Source organism: Burkholderia sp. Ac-20384 (genome assembly GCF_017104605.1).
GTDB lineage: Bacteria > Pseudomonadota > Gammaproteobacteria > Burkholderiales > Burkholderiaceae > Burkholderia > Burkholderia lata.
This window is the reverse complement of record NZ_JAAGPE010000055.1, coordinates 1-15,539: the sequence shown is the minus strand read 5'-3', so window position 1 is coordinate 15,539 and position 15,539 is coordinate 1. Positions and strand designations below refer to the sequence as shown.

At 67.4% G+C, this 15,539-nt stretch carries 12 protein-coding genes; 6 read left to right on the top strand and 6 right to left on the bottom strand.

The genetic code is table 11. The features are described 5' to 3' along the window. The first annotated feature begins 39 nt into the window (after positions 1–39). On the top strand, positions 40–3,240 hold the full coding sequence (ceoB, locus tag G3O00_RS13330; protein ID WP_011353910.1) for a multidrug efflux RND transporter permease subunit CeoB: 3,201 nt from the start codon (positions 40–42) through the stop codon (positions 3,238–3,240). A gap of 10 nt (positions 3,241–3,250) precedes the next feature. Then, entirely contained in the window at positions 3,251–4,786 is a 1,536-nt protein-coding gene (gene opcM / locus G3O00_RS13325) for a multidrug efflux transporter outer membrane subunit OpcM (protein ID WP_174933341.1), read from the top strand. A gap of 93 nt (positions 4,787–4,879) precedes the next feature. On the opposite strand, the gene G3O00_RS13320 is transcribed toward opcM, so the two are convergent. Then, complete coding sequence (locus tag G3O00_RS13320; protein WP_174933343.1) at positions 4,880–5,476, bottom strand: TetR/AcrR family transcriptional regulator; 597 nt, start codon at positions 5,474–5,476, stop codon at positions 4,880–4,882. 194 nt (positions 5,477–5,670) lie between these two features. Here G3O00_RS13320 and G3O00_RS13315 point away from each other — a divergent pair, with 194 nt between their 5' ends. Further along, complete coding sequence (locus G3O00_RS13315) at positions 5,671–6,033, top strand: Tautomerase enzyme (RefSeq protein ID WP_241025120.1); 363 nt, start codon at positions 5,671–5,673, stop codon at positions 6,031–6,033. Between the two features lie 65 nt (positions 6,034–6,098). Here the strand turns inward: G3O00_RS13315 and G3O00_RS13310 are convergent, their stop codons facing one another. Continuing rightward, positions 6,099–6,989: a LysR family transcriptional regulator gene (locus G3O00_RS13310; RefSeq protein ID WP_174933347.1), complete on the bottom strand. Its 891-nt coding sequence runs from the start codon at positions 6,987–6,989 to the stop codon at positions 6,099–6,101. 99 nt (positions 6,990–7,088) lie between these two features. Here G3O00_RS13310 and G3O00_RS13305 point away from each other — a divergent pair, with 99 nt between their 5' ends. The 3 genes from G3O00_RS13305 (at position 7,089) to plcR (ending at position 10,638) form a co-directional block, all read left to right on the top strand. After that, positions 7,089–7,538, top strand: coding sequence for a PACE efflux transporter (locus G3O00_RS13305; protein WP_174933349.1), 450 nt, complete (start codon positions 7,089–7,091; stop codon positions 7,536–7,538). A gap of 350 nt (positions 7,539–7,888) precedes the next feature. Beyond that, positions 7,889–10,042 carry a phospholipase C, phosphocholine-specific gene (locus tag G3O00_RS13300; RefSeq protein ID WP_206143219.1) on the top strand — a complete coding sequence of 718 codons (2,154 nt, stop codon included), beginning with the start codon at positions 7,889–7,891 and terminating at the stop codon, positions 10,040–10,042. 134 nt (positions 10,043–10,176) lie between these two features. Next, entirely contained in the window at positions 10,177–10,638 is a 462-nt protein-coding gene (gene plcR / locus G3O00_RS13295; protein ID WP_206143218.1) for a phospholipase C accessory protein PlcR, read from the top strand. 80 nt (positions 10,639–10,718) lie between these two features. Here plcR and G3O00_RS13290 read toward each other — a convergent pair whose 3' ends face one another. From G3O00_RS13290 to G3O00_RS13275, 4 genes are all read right to left on the bottom strand, one after another. Then, positions 10,719–11,570, bottom strand: a complete 852-nt coding sequence (locus G3O00_RS13290) for an alpha/beta hydrolase (protein WP_011353918.1) — start codon at positions 11,568–11,570, stop codon at positions 10,719–10,721. Positions 11,571–11,840: 270 nt separating this feature from the next. Beyond that, positions 11,841–12,170, bottom strand: a complete 330-nt coding sequence (locus G3O00_RS13285) for a DUF3579 domain-containing protein (RefSeq protein ID WP_174941052.1) — start codon at positions 12,168–12,170, stop codon at positions 11,841–11,843. A gap of 22 nt (positions 12,171–12,192) precedes the next feature. Beyond that, positions 12,193–13,554, bottom strand: a complete 1,362-nt coding sequence (locus G3O00_RS13280) for a sigma-54 dependent transcriptional regulator (protein WP_206143217.1) — start codon at positions 13,552–13,554, stop codon at positions 12,193–12,195. Further along, positions 13,544–15,427 (bottom strand): ATP-binding protein, encoded by a 1,884-nt coding sequence (locus G3O00_RS13275; RefSeq protein ID WP_206143216.1) that lies wholly within the window; start codon positions 15,425–15,427, stop codon positions 13,544–13,546. Before G3O00_RS13275 ends, G3O00_RS13280 begins: the two co-directional genes overlap by 11 nt. Positions 15,428–15,539 lie beyond the last annotated feature (112 nt).

The window sequence follows — 15,539 nt, the reverse complement described above, 5'->3', positions numbered from 1 at the left end:
CGCCGCTTCTTATCCGCGTTCAACCAGACAGAGCCACACATGAACATTTCAAAATTCTTTATCGACCGGCCGATCTTCGCAGGAGTCCTATCGGTGATCATCCTGCTCGGCGGGGTGATCGCGATGTTCCTGCTGCCGATCTCCGAATATCCGGAAGTCGTGCCGCCTTCCGTGATCGTGAAGGCGCAGTATCCGGGCGCGAACCCGAAAGTGATCGCCGAGACGGTCGCGTCGCCGCTTGAAGAGCAGATCAACGGCGTCGAGGACATGCTCTACATGCAGTCGCAGGCGAACAGCGACGGCAACATGACGATCACCGTCACGTTCAAGCTCGGCACCGATCCGGACAAGGCCACGCAGCTCGTGCAGAACCGCGTGAACCAGGCGCTGCCGCGCCTGCCGGAAGACGTGCAGCGGCTCGGCATCACGACGGTGAAGAGCTCGCCGACGCTGACGATGGTGGTCCACCTGATCTCGCCGGACGACCGCTACGACATGACCTACCTGCGCAACTACGCGCTGATCAACGTGAAGGACCGCCTGTCGCGGATCCAGGGCGTCGGCCAGGTGCAGCTGTGGGGTTCGGGCGACTACGCGATGCGCGTGTGGCTCGATCCGCAGAAGGTCGCGCAGCGCGGGCTGTCGGCCGAGGACGTCGTGCAGGCGATCCGCGAGCAGAACGTGCAGGTCGCAGCCGGCGTGATCGGCGCTTCGCCGTCGCTGCCGGGCACGCCGCTGCAGTTGTCGGTGAACGCGCGCGGCCGTCTGCAGACGGAGGACGAGTTCGGCGACATCGTGGTCAAGACGACGCCGGACGGCGGCGTCACGCACCTGCGCGACGTCGCGCGGATCAAGCTCGATGCGTCCGAATACGGGCTGCGTTCGCTGCTCGACAACAAGCCGGCGGTCGCGATGGCGATCAACCAGTCGCCGGGCGCGAACTCGCTGCAGATCTCGGACGAAGTGCGCAAGACGATGGCCGAGCTGAAGCAGGACATGCCGGCGGGCGTCGACTACAAGATCGTCTATGACCCGACGCAGTTCGTGCGTTCGTCGATCAAGGCCGTCGTGCACACGCTGCTCGAAGCGATCGCGCTGGTCGTGATCGTCGTGATCGTGTTCCTGCAGACCTGGCGTGCGTCGCTGATTCCGCTGATCGCGGTGCCGGTGTCGATCATCGGTACGTTCTCGCTGCTGCTCGCATTCGGGTATTCGATCAACGCGTTGTCATTGTTCGGGATGGTGCTCGCGATCGGGATCGTGGTCGACGATGCGATCGTGGTGGTCGAGAACGTCGAGCGGAACATCGAGAGCGGGATGAACGCACGGGCGGCGACCTACAAGGCGATGCAGGAAGTGAGCGGGCCGATCATCGCGATCGCGCTGACGCTCGTCGCCGTGTTCGTGCCGCTCGCGTTCATGTCGGGCCTGACCGGCCAGTTCTACAAGCAGTTCGCGATGACCATCGCGATCTCGACAGTGATCTCGGCGTTCAACTCGCTGACGCTGTCGCCGGCGCTGTCCGCGATCCTGCTGAAGGGCCACGGCGACAAGGAAGACTGGCTCACGCGGGTGATGAACCGCGTGCTCGGCGGCTTCTTCCGCGGCTTCAACAAGGTGTTCCATCGCGGTGCGGAGAACTATGGCCGTGGCGTGCGCGGCGTGCTGTCGCGCAAGACGCTGATGCTGGGCGTATACCTCGTGCTGGTGGGCGCGACCGTGCTCGTGTCGAAGGTCGTGCCGGGCGGCTTCGTGCCCGCGCAGGACAAGGAATACCTGATCGCGTTCGCGCAGCTGCCGAACGGTGCGTCGCTCGACCGCACCGAGAAGGTGATCCGCGACATGGGTTCGATCGCGCTGAAGCAGCCGGGCGTCGAGAGCGCGGTCGCGTTCCCGGGGCTGTCGGTGAACGGCTTCACGAACAGCTCGAGCGCGGGCATCGTGTTCGTCACGTTGAAGCCGTTCTCGGAACGGCATGGCAAGGCGTTGTCGGCCGGTGCAATTGCGGGGGCGCTGAACCAGAAGTACGGCGCGATGAAGGATTCGTTCGTCGCGGTGTTCCCGCCGCCGCCGGTGCTGGGCCTCGGTACGCTCGGCGGGTTCAAGATGCAGATCGAGGATCGCGGCGCGGTCGGCTACGCGCGGCTCGCGGATGCGACCAACGACTTCATCAAGCGCGCGCAGCAGGCGCCTGAACTCGGCCCGTTGTTCACCAGCTACCAGATCAACGTGCCGCAGCTCAACGTCGATCTCGATCGTGTGAAGGCGAAGCAGCTCGGTGTACCGGTGACCGACGTGTTCAACACGATGCAGGTGTATCTCGGCTCGCTGTACGTGAACGACTTCAACCGCTTCGGGCGCGTGTACCAGGTGCGCGTGCAGGCCGATGCGCCGTTCCGCCAGCGCGCGGACGACATCCTGCAGTTGAAGACGCGCAACGACAAGGGCGAGATGGTGCCGCTGTCGTCGCTCGTCACGGTGACGCCGACGTTCGGCCCGGAAATGGTCGTGCGCTACAACGGCTACACGGCGGCCGACATCAACGGCGGCCCGGCACCGGGCTTCTCGTCGGGCCAGGCGCAGGCCGCGATCGAGCGCATTGCGCATGAAACGCTGCCGCGCGGCGTGCGGTTCGAGTGGACCGACCTCACGTACCAGCAGATTCTTGCGGGCGATTCGGCGATGTATGTGTTCCCGATCAGCGTGCTGCTCGTGTTCCTCGTGCTTGCCGCGTTGTATGAAAGCCTGACGCTGCCGCTCGCGGTGATCCTGATCGTGCCGATGAGCATTCTGTCGGCGCTGACGGGCGTGTGGCTCACGCAGGGCGACAACAACATCTTCACGCAGATCGGCTTGATGGTGCTGGTGGGGCTGTCGGCGAAGAACGCGATCCTGATCGTCGAATTCGCGCGTGAACTCGAACACGACGGCAGGACGCCGCTCGAGGCCGCGATCGAGGCGAGCCGGCTGCGGCTGCGCCCGATCCTGATGACGTCGATCGCCTTCATCATGGGCGTGGTGCCGCTCGTCACGTCGACGGGGGCCGGTTCGGAAATGCGCCATGCGATGGGTGTCGCGGTGTTCTTCGGGATGCTCGGCGTGACGCTGTTCGGGCTGATGCTGACGCCGGTGTTCTACGTCGTGTTGCGGACGCTCGCGGGCGGCAAGATCCACGTGGCCGGGAAGGACTCGGCCGGCTACGGTGTGCCGTCCCAGCACGTGCCGGCTTCGGATGCTTGAGGACAGGAAGATGAATAACTTGCACAACACGAATGGCCTGATGCGCTTCGCGAAGGTGGCGGCCGCGAGCACCCTGCTCGCGACGCTGCTCGCCGCGTGCGCGGTGGGCCCCGACTACAAGCGCCCGGATGTGTCGACGCCGACGGCGTTCAAGGAAGCGCCGACGCTCGCCGCCGGCGAACAGGCCGGCACGTGGAAGACGGCCGAGCCGTCGGACGGCGCGCATCGCGGCGAATGGTGGAAGGCGTTCGGCGACCCGGTGCTCGATGCGCTCGAGACGCAGGCGCTCGCCGCGAACCAGAACCTGAAGGCTGCGGCCGCGCGTGTCGAGGAAGCGCGCGCGGCGACGCGCTCGGCGCGCTCGCAGTGGTTCCCGCAGATCGGTGCCGGCTTCGGGCCGACGCGCGAGGGGCTGTCGTCGGCGTCGCAGTTCCAGCCGCAGGGCACGGGGCCGACCAATGCGACGCTGTGGCGCGCGCAGGGCACGGTGTCGTACGAGGCCGACCTGTTCGGACGCGTCGGCCGCAACGTCGAGGCGTCGCGTGCCGACCAGGCGCAGAGCGAAGCGCTGTTCCGTTCGGTGCAGCTCGCGCTGCAGGCGGACGTCGCGCAGAACTACTTCGAACTGCGTCAGCTCGATTCCGACCAGGACCTGTACCGCCGCACGGTGGAGTTGCGCGAGCAGGCACTGAAGCTCGTGCAGCGCCGCTTCAACGAAGGCGACATCAGCGAGCTCGACGTGTCGCGCGCGAAGAACGAGCTGGCGACCGCGCAGGCCGATGCGGTCGGCGTCGCGCGCCGGCGCGCGGCGTCCGAGCATGCGCTAGCGATCCTGCTCGGCAAGGCGCCCGCGGATTTCGCGTTCAAGGAAACGCCGATCGTGCCGGTCGCGGTGAAGGTGCCGCCGGGCCTGCCGTCCGCGCTGCTCGAACGCCGTCCGGACGTGTCGGCGGCCGAGCGTGCGATGGCGGCCGCGAACGCGCGGATCGGGCTCGCGAAGTCGGCGTACTTCCCGAAGCTCGACATCACGGGGGCGTTTGGCTATGAAGCGTCGACGCTCGGCAGCCTGTTCATGTGGTCGAGCCGCACGTTCCTGCTCGGGCCGTTTGCCGGCACCGCTCTGACGCTGCCGCTGTTCGACGGCGGGCGTCGTGCGGCCGGCGTGCAGCAGGCACGCGCGCAGTACGACGAGCAGGTCGCGAACTACCGGCAACAGGTGCTCGTCGCGTTCCGCGAGGTCGAGGACAATCTCGCCGACCTGCGCCTGCTCGACGACCAGATCCGCGCACAGGATGCGGCCGTCAACGCGTCGCGGCGCGCGGCGACCTTGTCGCGCACGCAGTATCAGGAAGGCGAGGTCGCGTATCTCGACGTGATCGACAGCGAGCGCTCGGTGCTGCAGTCGCAACTGCAGGCGAACCAGTTGACCGGCGCGCAGGCGGTATCGACCGTGAACCTGATCCGCGCGTTGGGCGGTGGTTGGGGTGCGGCGCCGACGGCGGTGGGCGATGCGGCGTCCGTCAAGGCGGAAGTGGCGGCGCGTTGATGCACCGGTCCGCTACGGGCCGACTTGGCGGGTAGTCGATCGAAGAACCCCGATCCGTGACGATGCGGATCGGGGTTTTTTATTGGCGTCCGGTTACGCCTGTTGCTCCGGCTTCACGTCCGTGCGTTCGGCGATCACCACCGCGTAGCGGCCGACCGCATCGGCGATGCGCTGCGCCAGCTCGGGATCGCGCACCGCGCGCGCGAGCGTGACGCCGCCCGACAGCAGCGCGAGGAACGCGATCGCGCGATCGTCATCCGGGGTGTCGCCCATCCCGGCCGACACTTCGTCGACGATCTGCCGCAATGCCTGCTCGTACGCGTCGCGCGTCTCGTCATCGGCGCGCATCACTTCCGGGGACAGGCTCGGCAGCGCACAGCTTTCGCCGAGTTCGCAGGTGCGTCGCGGGCCGAGGTAGAACCACACGAACGGGCGCCGCCAGCGCGCGCCATGCTCGGCCTTGAACGTCGCGACGCCTTGCCGGAGCTGGGCGAGGCCATCGAGGACGACTTGCCGGAACGCTTCGCCCTTCGTCTTGAAATGGCCGTAGAACGCGCCGTTGGTGACGCCCGCCGCCTTCGTCAGCGGACCGATGCCGGACCCGCCATACCCCTCCTGGCGGAACAGGCGGCTCGCGGCATCGAGGATGCGCGTGCGGGTTTCGTGCTTGTGCTCGACGGAATAACGCATGACAGGCTCGCTTCAGAGCGATCACTCTTTATCTTGCAAAGAGAGTGATCGGTGTCTATTGTATAGAGAGTGACTGATATTTATATCACGTCACCTAACCGATGACCTGACCAGGAGAAAGTGCGATGCCGATTACGCTGACAGTATCCGAAGGGGTTTTCACGCCGGACGACGAGGGGCCGGTGTTTGCCGAGTTGACCGATGCGCTGCTGGAAGTCGAGGGATTGACCGGGAATGCGTTCCTGGCGCCGAACGTGGTGGGCACGCTCAACGTGCTGCCGCGAAACCGGACCTTCGTGCACGGACGGGCGGAGCCCGCCGCGTTCGTCGAGCTGAAGCTGCCTGCCGTGGCGCTCGCCGCGCCCGACCGGCAGCGGCAATTCGTCGAACGGGCGACGGCGATCGTGCTGCGCCGCGCCGGCGGGCGGCTGACGCCTGCGCAGGTGTGGGTGAATGTGGTTCATGCGGTCGACGGCGGATGGGGCATTGCCGGGAAACGTTTCGACAACGCGTCACTCGTCGATTCGATCCAGAGTGCGGCGGCGGCAGCGCATTAACCGCAACTAACGGTCAAGCCGCCCGGCGTTGACCGACGACGTGGCGGCGTTTGCCGCCACGCCGGTCATTTCTCGTCGCCTGCAGCCCGCAGCGCGCGGACCAGTTCGCTGGCCGCCTTGCCGAGCCCAGTGTGTTTCGGCCGCCGCAGGTACACGGGCAAAGGCAGCCCGTTGCGGATGTTCGCGAACACGAGCGGCGCGAGTTCGCCGTCGGCGACGTATCGGCCGATCACGGATGCGGGCAGGTTCGCCCAGCCATGTCCGGCTCTCACGAGCGCGATCGCGGTGGCCATGTCGGTCACCTTCCACGTGCGATTGCCGATCAACGGCCGCACGTCGGTCAGCGGCCGCTCGGGATCGGCGATCACGATCTGCCGAAAGCCGGACAACCGCTCGATCGCTTCCGGTTGCGCGCATTCGGCGATCGCCGGATGGCTCGGCGCGGCGACCGCGATGAGCATCTCGGTCCACAGCGCGTGGATCTGCTCCTGCGGATGCAGGTCGAGCCCGCCGTACGCGACACAGAGGTCGACGGCGCCGCGATGCAGCGCATCGACGATCGCGTCCTGCGGCGCCGTGACGAGGCTGACGGCGAGCGCCGGGTATTTCGCGGCGACGGCCGTCAGCGCGCGGGCGACGGGCGTGCCGTCGAGTTCGGCCGCGAGGCCGAGTCGCAACGTATCCTCGACGCCTTCCGACAGGTGCTGCGCATGCGCGCGCAGTGCGTGCAGCCGTTCGGCGATCGAGCGCGCGTCGGGCAGCAGCGCGGCCATCGCGGCGGTCGGCGTCGGTTCGCGTGTACCGCGATCGAACAGCACGAGGTCGAGTTCGGCCTCAAGGTTCGCGATCGCCATGCTGATCGCCGACGGCGTGCGGCCGAGCGCCCGTGCGGCCGCGGAAAACGAGCCTTTGTCGATGACGGTCAGCAGCATATCGATGTGGTCGCTGGTCAGCATGCGAGGGCTTCCTGTCAGAAAAATTGAAAGGACCTGACTTTTGCGGGCGGGCTACCCGCTGATAGTCTCGCCACCTTGTTCGATAGGAGGTGGCTGGTCATGCAAGGGTGGAAGAGACGCATAGTCTACGTCGTGATGTTCGAGGTGCTCGGCATCCTGATCGCATCGTCGGTGCTCGGAATGCTGAGCGGCGCGAGCGTGGCGACGAGCGGCGTGATGGGCGTGATGATCTCGACGACGGGCGTCACCGTCAATTTCCTGTACAACCTCGCGTTCGAGGCGTGGGAGCGCAAGAGCGCGGCGACGACGCGCACGGTGGGGCGTCGCGTGCTGCATGCGATCGGCTTCCAGATCGCGCTCGTGACGTTCCTGATCCCGCTGATCGCGTGGTGGCTCGACGTGTCGCTGCTGCAGGCGTTCCTGTACGACGCGGTGCTGATCGTGTTCTTCCCGATCTTCACGTTCACGTACAACTGGGCGTTCGACAGCGTGTTCGGGCTGCCGGATTCGGTCACGCGCAAGGCGGAGCCGGAGCCGGCGGTGTGGTAACACGCGCTGGCGAAGCGGGGTGACAAGCAACGGCGGGCGCGCATGCGCTCGCCGTTTTTCGTTGGTGTGCCACCAGTCGTCGATGTCCGACATGTGACGGAAAAAATTGTAGAGGACTTCTAATGTCGTAATCGTCTGGATATTTGTCGGATCTTAACAAAACTGTCCGATTTCCCTTTCTAGAATCCGACAGATCGATGACGCGCGCGGCGGGCAGGAGGGGGCCGTCGACGCGCCGCGCGCCTGGTTCGGAACCGCTTTGCGGCCCCGAGGCCGCGCATCGCCCGCACGCGGCGCACGCCGCTGCATGACCATCCCCGTCCGGCCAGAAAAACGAGGAGGGATTGCCGATGTCGCGTATCGATCGCCGTACGTTCCTGACCCGCTCGGCGCAGGCGGCGGGCGCTGCCGCGCTCGCGGCGGCGCTGCCCGAAAGCATTCGCCGCGCACTTGCCGTCGAGCCGGCCCGCGTGACCGGCACGATCCGGGACGTCGAGCACATCGTCGTGCTGATGCAGGAAAACCGCGCATTCGACCATTACTTCGGCACGTTCCCGGGCGTGCGCGGTTTCAACGATCCGCGCGTGGTCGCGCGCCCCGACGGCAAGAGCGTCTGGTACCAGAACTACAAGGGCCGCGACTACGTGCCCTGGCATCTCGACACGTCGAAGACGTGGGCGCAGTGGATGATGCCCGAGAACCACGAGTGGGATGCGTTCCACAAGCTGTGGAACGAAGGGCGCAACGACCAGTGGATGGCCGTGCAGTGGCCGGACGCGATGGGCTATTTCAAGCGCACCGACCTGCCGTATTACTACCCGCTCGCGAGCGCATTCACGATCTGCGACGCGTATCACCAGTCGATGATGGGGCCGACCAATCCGAACCGGCTTTACCTGATGACGGGGCGCTCGTCGCCGAACGCGGACGGCAGCCAGGTCGCGATGTCGAACTGGATGGGCGACCGCTCGGGCACGGTGTCGTGGAAAACCTTCCCCGAACGCCTGCAGCAGGCCGGCATCGACTGGCGCGTTTATCAGGAAGGCGGTGTCGGCTCGTTCAACGTCGCATGGAATTTCCTGTCGAGCCGCTACTGGATCGACAACACCAACAACTACGACTGCAACGCGCTCGCGTGGTTTTCGCAGTACAAGTCGGCGTCGTCGAGTTCGCCGCTCAACCAGCGCGGGCTGACCGCGCGCGGCATCGCGTCGCTGCGCGACGACGTGCTCGCGAACCGGCTGCCGCAGGTGTCGTGGATCGTGCCGCCGTTCTCGTCGTCCGAGCATCCGTGGTGGGGGCCGTCGTTCGGCGAGGAATTCGTGTCGCGCATTCTCGATGCGCTCACGTCGAATCCCGACGTGTGGGCGAAGACGGTGTTCCTGATCTGCTACGACGAAGGCGACGGCCGCTTCGACCACGTGACCGCACCCGTGCCGCCGTGGAAGGCCGGCAAGGGGCTGTCGACGGTCAGCGTCGAAGGCGAGATCGAGCAGGCCTCCGGGCTGCCGATCGGGCTCGGCACGCGCGTGCCGCTGCTCGCGATCTCGCCGTGGTCGAAGGGCGGATGGACCTGTTCCGAAGTCTTCGATCACTCGTCGGTGATCCGCTTCATCGAGAAGCGTTTCGGCGACGATCATCCGGACGTGTATGAATCGAACATCACGCCGTGGCGCCGCGCGGTGTGCGGCGATCTCACGTCGGCGTTCGACTTCGCGGGCGATGCGGACCGCACGGTGCCGCCCGCGCTGCTCAACCTGACCGCGACGAAGGCGCAGCTCGACAACGCGTACTGGGTGCAGTACTACCTCGCGAAGCCGAGCTATCCGTCGAACTACCCGGCCGAGAATGCGCCGCTGCCGGTGCAGGAACCGGGGCAGCGCAAGCTGCGCGCGGTGCCGTACGAACTGTTCGTCGAAGCAGTGCTCGACACGCGCGCCGGCGTGCTGAACGTGAGCTTCGCGAACAACGGCAAGGCCGTGCCGGGCAACGCGGCCGGCACGTCGGCCGCGGTGTTCCATGTGCATGACGCGATCGCGCAGAACGGCCCGCGCTTCTACACGATCCAGAGCGGCCGCGTGCTGAGCGACCAGTGGTGGCCGGTGCGCGACACGCAGGGGCGCTACGACCTCGCGGCGTACGGGCCGAACGGCTTCTTCCGCCGCTTCAAGGGCAGTGCGGCGTCGAGCGCGCCGCTGTTCGACGTGACGGTTGCCTATCGTGCCGACGGCAATCTCGTCGTGCGGATGCGCAACGCGGGCCGCACGCCGCTCGTCGCGACGCTCACGGATAACGGCTACGGCGCCGCGCCGCGTTCGGGCACGGTCGCGGCAGGCGCGGTCGTCGACACGGTGCTGAACCTGTCGGCAAGCGGCGGCTGGTACGACTTCAGCGTGACGATCGATGCGGATGCGGGCTATCTGCGCACGCTGGCCGGCCATGTCGAAACCGGCGGGGCGAGCGTGACCGATCCGCTCTTCGCGCGTGTGACAGGGACCGCATGATGAACCGAACCGTCATCGTATGGGGCACGGTCGCGCTGGCGGCAGGCGCCGTCGCATCGGCCGTCGTGTTGTGGAGCGGCCGTCCGGGCGGCACGCCACACGCTTCTTCCACCGTAGTCAGCCAGGAATCTTCCATGACGAATCCAGCGGCCGCGTCGCCGGTCAATTTCCGCGCGCAGCTCGACGGCTATGCGCACGAACGCGACGCGCTGAACGCGGCCGACCGCCAGGCGCGTGCCCGTTCGTTGCTCGTGCAACTGCGTGCCGATGCCGATGCGGGCAAGCTCGATCCGCGCGAGGCGTCGGGCCTCGCGGATCTGCTGCTGCAGGATGCGGAACCGGACGCCGGCGCACGCCAGGCCGCGAGCGATGCATTGCGCGACCACCTGCGCGATCTCGCGATGGGCGAGCGGCCGGCCTCGCCCGCGCGCGAGCGGCAGGATGCGGACTATGTCGCGCAGAGCCGCAAGATCATCGACGAGGTGGTGCGCACGGTGCCGGACCGCGAGCAGCAGCGCGTGGCGCTCGATTCGCGGCTGGCGGAATTGCGCAGGCAGATCTACGGGACGGACGCGCCGGTGACGCACGGCGGTTGATGAAGCGGCGATGCGGCGCCTATCCGCATCGTCGTTGAACAGCGAGGAGAACGGGCGGCGCGGAAGCCGCCCGGGAGTACTTACGCGGCGACGAACTCGTGCACGAAGCGGTTGAACACGGCGGGGCTTGCTGCGTTCATCCCGTGCGACGCGCCGGCGACGGTTTGCCGTTGCGCGTTGCCGATCCACTGCGACAGCGTGTCGACGTTGTTGCGGAACATCTTCGGGCTGCGCTGGCCGTCGATCAGCAGCGTGCGGCATGCGATGTCGCCGGCCGTGTGCTGCGAGTACGCGGGCAGCGGGTCGCGCAGTTGCTTCGGCAGCGTGCTCGCGTTGTCGATCGCCATCGTGCGGAAGCGCGACGTGCTCTTCTTCCATGCGCCCGGCAGGCTGACGGAATCGACGAACATCTCGAGGCCCGATTCGACGTCGCCTTGCCCGATCAGGTTCACGGCCTTCGTGCGCAGCGCGATCGCGGTGGCCGGCAGCGCGGCTTCGCGTACGCCCGGCTGTTGCAGCGGGCCGCCCGGATCGGCGAGCGTCAGCGATTCGACGAGGTGCGGATGCTGGCGCGCGACGTTGAACGCGACGCTGCCGCCGCGCGAGTGGCCGACCAGATGCACGGGGCCGAGATCGAGCGCGTCGATGAATTCGGCGAGCTCGTCGACGTGGTTCTGCCAGCTGAACTCGTCCTGGATGCCCGCTTCGACGGCCGGCCAGTAATGGCTGAGGCTCGGCGCGATGCAGCGGTAGTGGGCCGACAGCGACGCGAGTTGCGGATCCCAGTAGCGGTAGTCGCACAGCGAGCCGTGCACGAACACCATCGGCGCTCCGCTGCCCCGCTCGACATACGGCAGGCTGATGCCCGACGAAAGCGTCGCAAATTGCAGGTCGGGGTTCGCGAGCACAGACGGCTCGATTCGCATGTTCATGACTGAAAGACTCAAAGGTGCGTCAACACGACGCAACTATGCATCACGGCGACCTGCAAGGAAAACGCATAATTTTCATCGTGACGATCAATTTTATTGATGGCTCGGCCGGAAACCCTTGTCGGAGGGAGGTGGGTGTCGATGCTTTCAATCGTCTAACGATTGGCCGCGAAGCCGGGCACGCCTGAAAAGGGCGTGCGACGGCCTGCGCATCAGCACATCGCAACCTGGGAAAAGGGAAGGCCGCGAGCCGCGAAAGCGGCACGCGTGTCAGCGCACCGCCAGCGCGGGCGCGGTTTGAAGCGCGACGGGGAGGTCGTTGTCGGCCGCGAACTGCATCGCGAAGTCGAACGCGTCCGCGCAGACGGTACGCAATTCGTCCGACACGAACAGGCATTTGACGTTGCCGTCGACGACGGGCATCGCGAGCCGCGACAGCGCGCACGGATAGCCGGGCCGCCGTTCGCCGACGAACAGCGTGATGACGCCTGCGAGGCGCTCGGGCCAGTCGCTCGGCCGGAAGGTTTTCTGCGCGCGCGTGACGCCGCGGATCAGGTGGCCGGTGATGCGGCCCTGTTCGGTGACTTCGATGCGATCCATGCTGTGCGTGTCCTCGTTCGCGTCATTCGCCGCCATCGGCCGCCGCGTCGCCGCGCGCGGGAATCCGCAGGTTGCGCAGCTTGTGATAGAGCGTTTTCTTCGGCATGCCAAGCGCTTCGCTCGCCTCCGCGACGTTGCCGTGGTGACGCTGCAGCATGTCCTCGATCAGCATCCGCTCGAAATACGCGAGCTGTTCCGCGAGCGTGCCGCCCGCGACCGGCGCGCCGCCCGACGACAGCAGGCTGTCGCCGGTCAGCCCGAGCACGAAGCGGTCGGCCACGTTCTGCAGTTCGCGCACGTTGCCGGGCCACGCGTGCGTCATCAGTTCGGATACCTGCGCAGCCGTGACGACCGGCGCCGGCTGCCCGAAGCGCCGCGCGGCCGCGAGCACGAAATGCTCGAACAGCAGCGGCACGTCCTCACGCCGCTCGCGCAGCGGCGGCAGCTCGATCTGTGCAACGTTGAGGCGATACAGCAAGTCCGCACGAAAGCGGCCGTCGGCCGCGAGCTCGGCGAGATCGGCTTTCGATGCGGCGACCACGCGGCAATCGACCGGAATCAGCTCGTTCGCGCCGAGCCGCTCGACCACGCGCTCCTGCAGCACACGCAGCATCTTGATCTGTAGCTGAATCGGCATCGTCTCGATCTCGTCGAGGAACAGCGTGCCGCCGTCCGCCCATTCGATCTTGCCGATGCGCTTCTTGATCGCGCCGGTGAACGCGCCGGCTTCGTGGCCGAACAGTTCGCTCTCGAACACCTGCTCCGGCAAACCGCCGCAGTTCAGCGCCACGAAATGCGCGTCGCGCCGGCCGCCGAAGTCGTGCAGGCTGCGCGCGATCAGCTCCTTGCCGGTGCCGGTTTCGCCGGTGATCAGCACCGACACCGACGTATCGGCGAGGCGCAGGATCTTCTTGCGCACGTCGGCCATCGCGGGCGACTTGCCGAGCACGAATGCCTCGATGCCCTGCCAGTTGTTCAGCGCCGCGCGCAGGCCCTGCACCTCGAGCGTCAGGCGGCGCTTCTCGACCGCGCGCGCGACGCGCCCCGCGATCACGTCCGACGAAAACGGCTTCTCGATGAAGTCGTACGCGCCGACCTGCATCGCGCCGACGGCCGTCGAGATGTCGGCATGGCCGCTGATCAGCACGACCGGGATCTGCGCGTCGATGGCCATCACGCGGTCGAGCAACTGCAGCCCGTCGATGCCCGGCATCCGCACGTCCGACACGATCACGACTGGCGCACCGGGCGCGACGTGATGCAGCGCGTCGGCGGCCGACGCGAACGCATCGACCGCGAAGCCGGCAAGCTCTACCGCCTGCTCGACGCCGATCCGGACGTTTTCATCGTCCTCGACGACCAGCACCCGAATCTCATCTTCCATGCTCTGTCCTTTGCAGCGTGGCCGCCGCGAATTCGATACTGAACTGCGCGCCGCCTTCGTCGCGGTTCGTCGCGGCGACTTTCGCGCCGAACGCCTCGACGATGCGCGACGTGATCGCGAGGCCGAGCCCGAGGCCCTGGCCGCGCGGCTTGGTCGTGACGAACGGCTCGAACAGGTGCGGCAGCACCTCGGGCGCGATGCCCGCGCCGCTGTCGGCGACGGTGAAGCGCACGCGGCCGGCTTCGTCCGGCCCGGCGGCCTCGATGACGATGCGGCGCACGGGCGCATCGCGCACCGCGTCGAGCGCGTTGCCGAGCAGGTTCACGATCACCTGCTGCAGCTGGCTCGATTCGGCCGACACGGCGGTGCCCGGCGCGATGTTCACGTCGAGCTGCACGCCTTCGTCGCGAATCCGTGCATCGTAGATGAGCCGCGCATGCGCGACGGCTTCGTTCAGCGAGACCGCGACGCGCTCGACATCGGGCTTGCGCGCGAAGGTCTTCAGCTCGCCGGTGAGCACCGCCATGCTGTCGACGAGCTTGCCGATCCGTTCGAGATTGGCGAGTGCCGGTGCCGGCTGGCCGCGCTCGAAGAACGTGCGCGCGTTGTCGCACAGCGTGCGGATCGCGACGAGCGGCTGGTTCAGTTCGTGCGTGAGGCCGGCGGCCATCTGCCCGAGCACCGCGAGCTTGCCCGCATGCACGACTTCCTGCTGCGACGCGCGCAGCCGCTGCTCGGTGCGCTCGCGCTCGACGATCTCGCGCTGCATCCGCTCGTTCGCGGCCGTCAGCGCGGCCGTGCGCTGCGCGACGGTCAGCTCGAGCTGGTCGTTCGCGCGCCGCAGTGCGTCCTGCGCGTTCAGCCGCGCGACGATCGCCCGGCGGCGCTGGATCGCATAGCCGGCCAGCAGCGCGGCGATCAGGAACGCGCCGGTGACGAACACGAAGGCCGTCTGCTGCTGGCGTCGCGCGCCCGCGATGTCGAGCAGCACCATCAGCGAATCGCCGGCCTGCGGCGCGGGGCGCGACATCACGAGATAGCGCGTGGTGCGGCCACTGTGGCGCGTATCGGGAAAGGTGCCGAACCACGCGGCCGCGCTGCGGTCGCCGATGTGGCGGTACGGCAGCGCGTCGACGGTGCGGCCCGCGTATTGCCGCGACGCCTGGATGTCGTGCTGCTGCTGCGCGGTGATCGGGCGCAGCGCGGTGAATTTCCAGGCGGGTTCGGTCGAGATCACGACCACGCCGTTGCTGTCGACGACCATCGCGGCGACGCCCGGCGCACGCCACGCCGATTCGAGCGGGTCGACGCTGATCTTCACGGCGGCCACGCCGATCGGCACGCCGTCGTCGCGCACCGCGCTCGCGAAGTAGACGCCCGGCACGCCGGTGTTGGTGCCGATCCCGAAGAAGCGGCCGCTGCCGCGCGCGAGCGCGTCCTTGAAGTACGGCCGGTACGACACGTTGGTACCGACGAAGCTGAGCGTCTCGTTCCAGTTGCTGGCGGCGATCACGTCGCCTTGCAGGTCGATCACGTCGACCGCGCCGCTGCCCGCGTCGCGGTTCACGGCCTCAAGGTAGGTGTCGACCGTGTGCACGAGCGCGGGGGCGTCGTGCGGCGCGGCTTTCAGCATCGTGCGCACGCCGTCCTGCCGCGCGACCAGGCCGGGCAGGATCTCGAAGCGGCCGAGCTCGCTTTTCAGGCTCGACGCATACAGGTCGAGCCGGTGCGCGCCGGTTTCCTCGAGCGCGTCGATCGCGCGTTCCCACGCGAAATCGACGGCCGCTGCCGCGACGCACACATACAGCACGCCGGCCGATGCCCAGCCCCACCACGGGATTCCCTTGAAGCCTTTTTGCACGTTCGCCCTCATCGATGCCCGCAACCGACCGCCCGGCGTGACGCACGAAACGACGCGCTGAACGACGCGCGCCGCGCGCCGGCTGGGCCGGCGGCGGCGCGTGCGAAGCGGCCTGCGCGACGGT

Coding starts and splice junctions, on each gene's coding strand:
- ceoB (WP_011353910.1), top strand. CDS start 40: ATGAACATTTCAAAATTCTTTATCGACCGGCCGATCTTCGCAGGAGTC.
- opcM (WP_174933341.1), top strand. CDS start 3,251: ATGAATAACTTGCACAACACGAATGGCCTGATGCGCTTCGCGAAGGTG.
- G3O00_RS13320 (WP_174933343.1), bottom strand. CDS start 5,476: ATGCGTTATTCCGTCGAGCACAAGCACGAAACCCGCACGCGCATCCTC.
- G3O00_RS13310 (WP_174933347.1), bottom strand. CDS start 6,989: ATGCTGACCAGCGACCACATCGATATGCTGCTGACCGTCATCGACAAA.
- G3O00_RS13305 (WP_174933349.1), top strand. CDS start 7,089: ATGCAAGGGTGGAAGAGACGCATAGTCTACGTCGTGATGTTCGAGGTG.
- G3O00_RS13300 (WP_206143219.1), top strand. CDS start 7,889: ATGTCGCGTATCGATCGCCGTACGTTCCTGACCCGCTCGGCGCAGGCG.
- plcR (WP_206143218.1), top strand. CDS start 10,177: ATGACGAATCCAGCGGCCGCGTCGCCGGTCAATTTCCGCGCGCAGCTC.
- G3O00_RS13290 (WP_011353918.1), bottom strand. CDS start 11,570: ATGAACATGCGAATCGAGCCGTCTGTGCTCGCGAACCCCGACCTGCAA.
- G3O00_RS13285 (WP_174941052.1), bottom strand. CDS start 12,170: ATGGATCGCATCGAAGTCACCGAACAGGGCCGCATCACCGGCCACCTG.
- G3O00_RS13280 (WP_206143217.1), bottom strand. CDS start 13,554: ATGGAAGATGAGATTCGGGTGCTGGTCGTCGAGGACGATGAAAACGTC.
- G3O00_RS13275 (WP_206143216.1), bottom strand. CDS start 15,427: ATGAGGGCGAACGTGCAAAAAGGCTTCAAGGGAATCCCGTGGTGGGGC.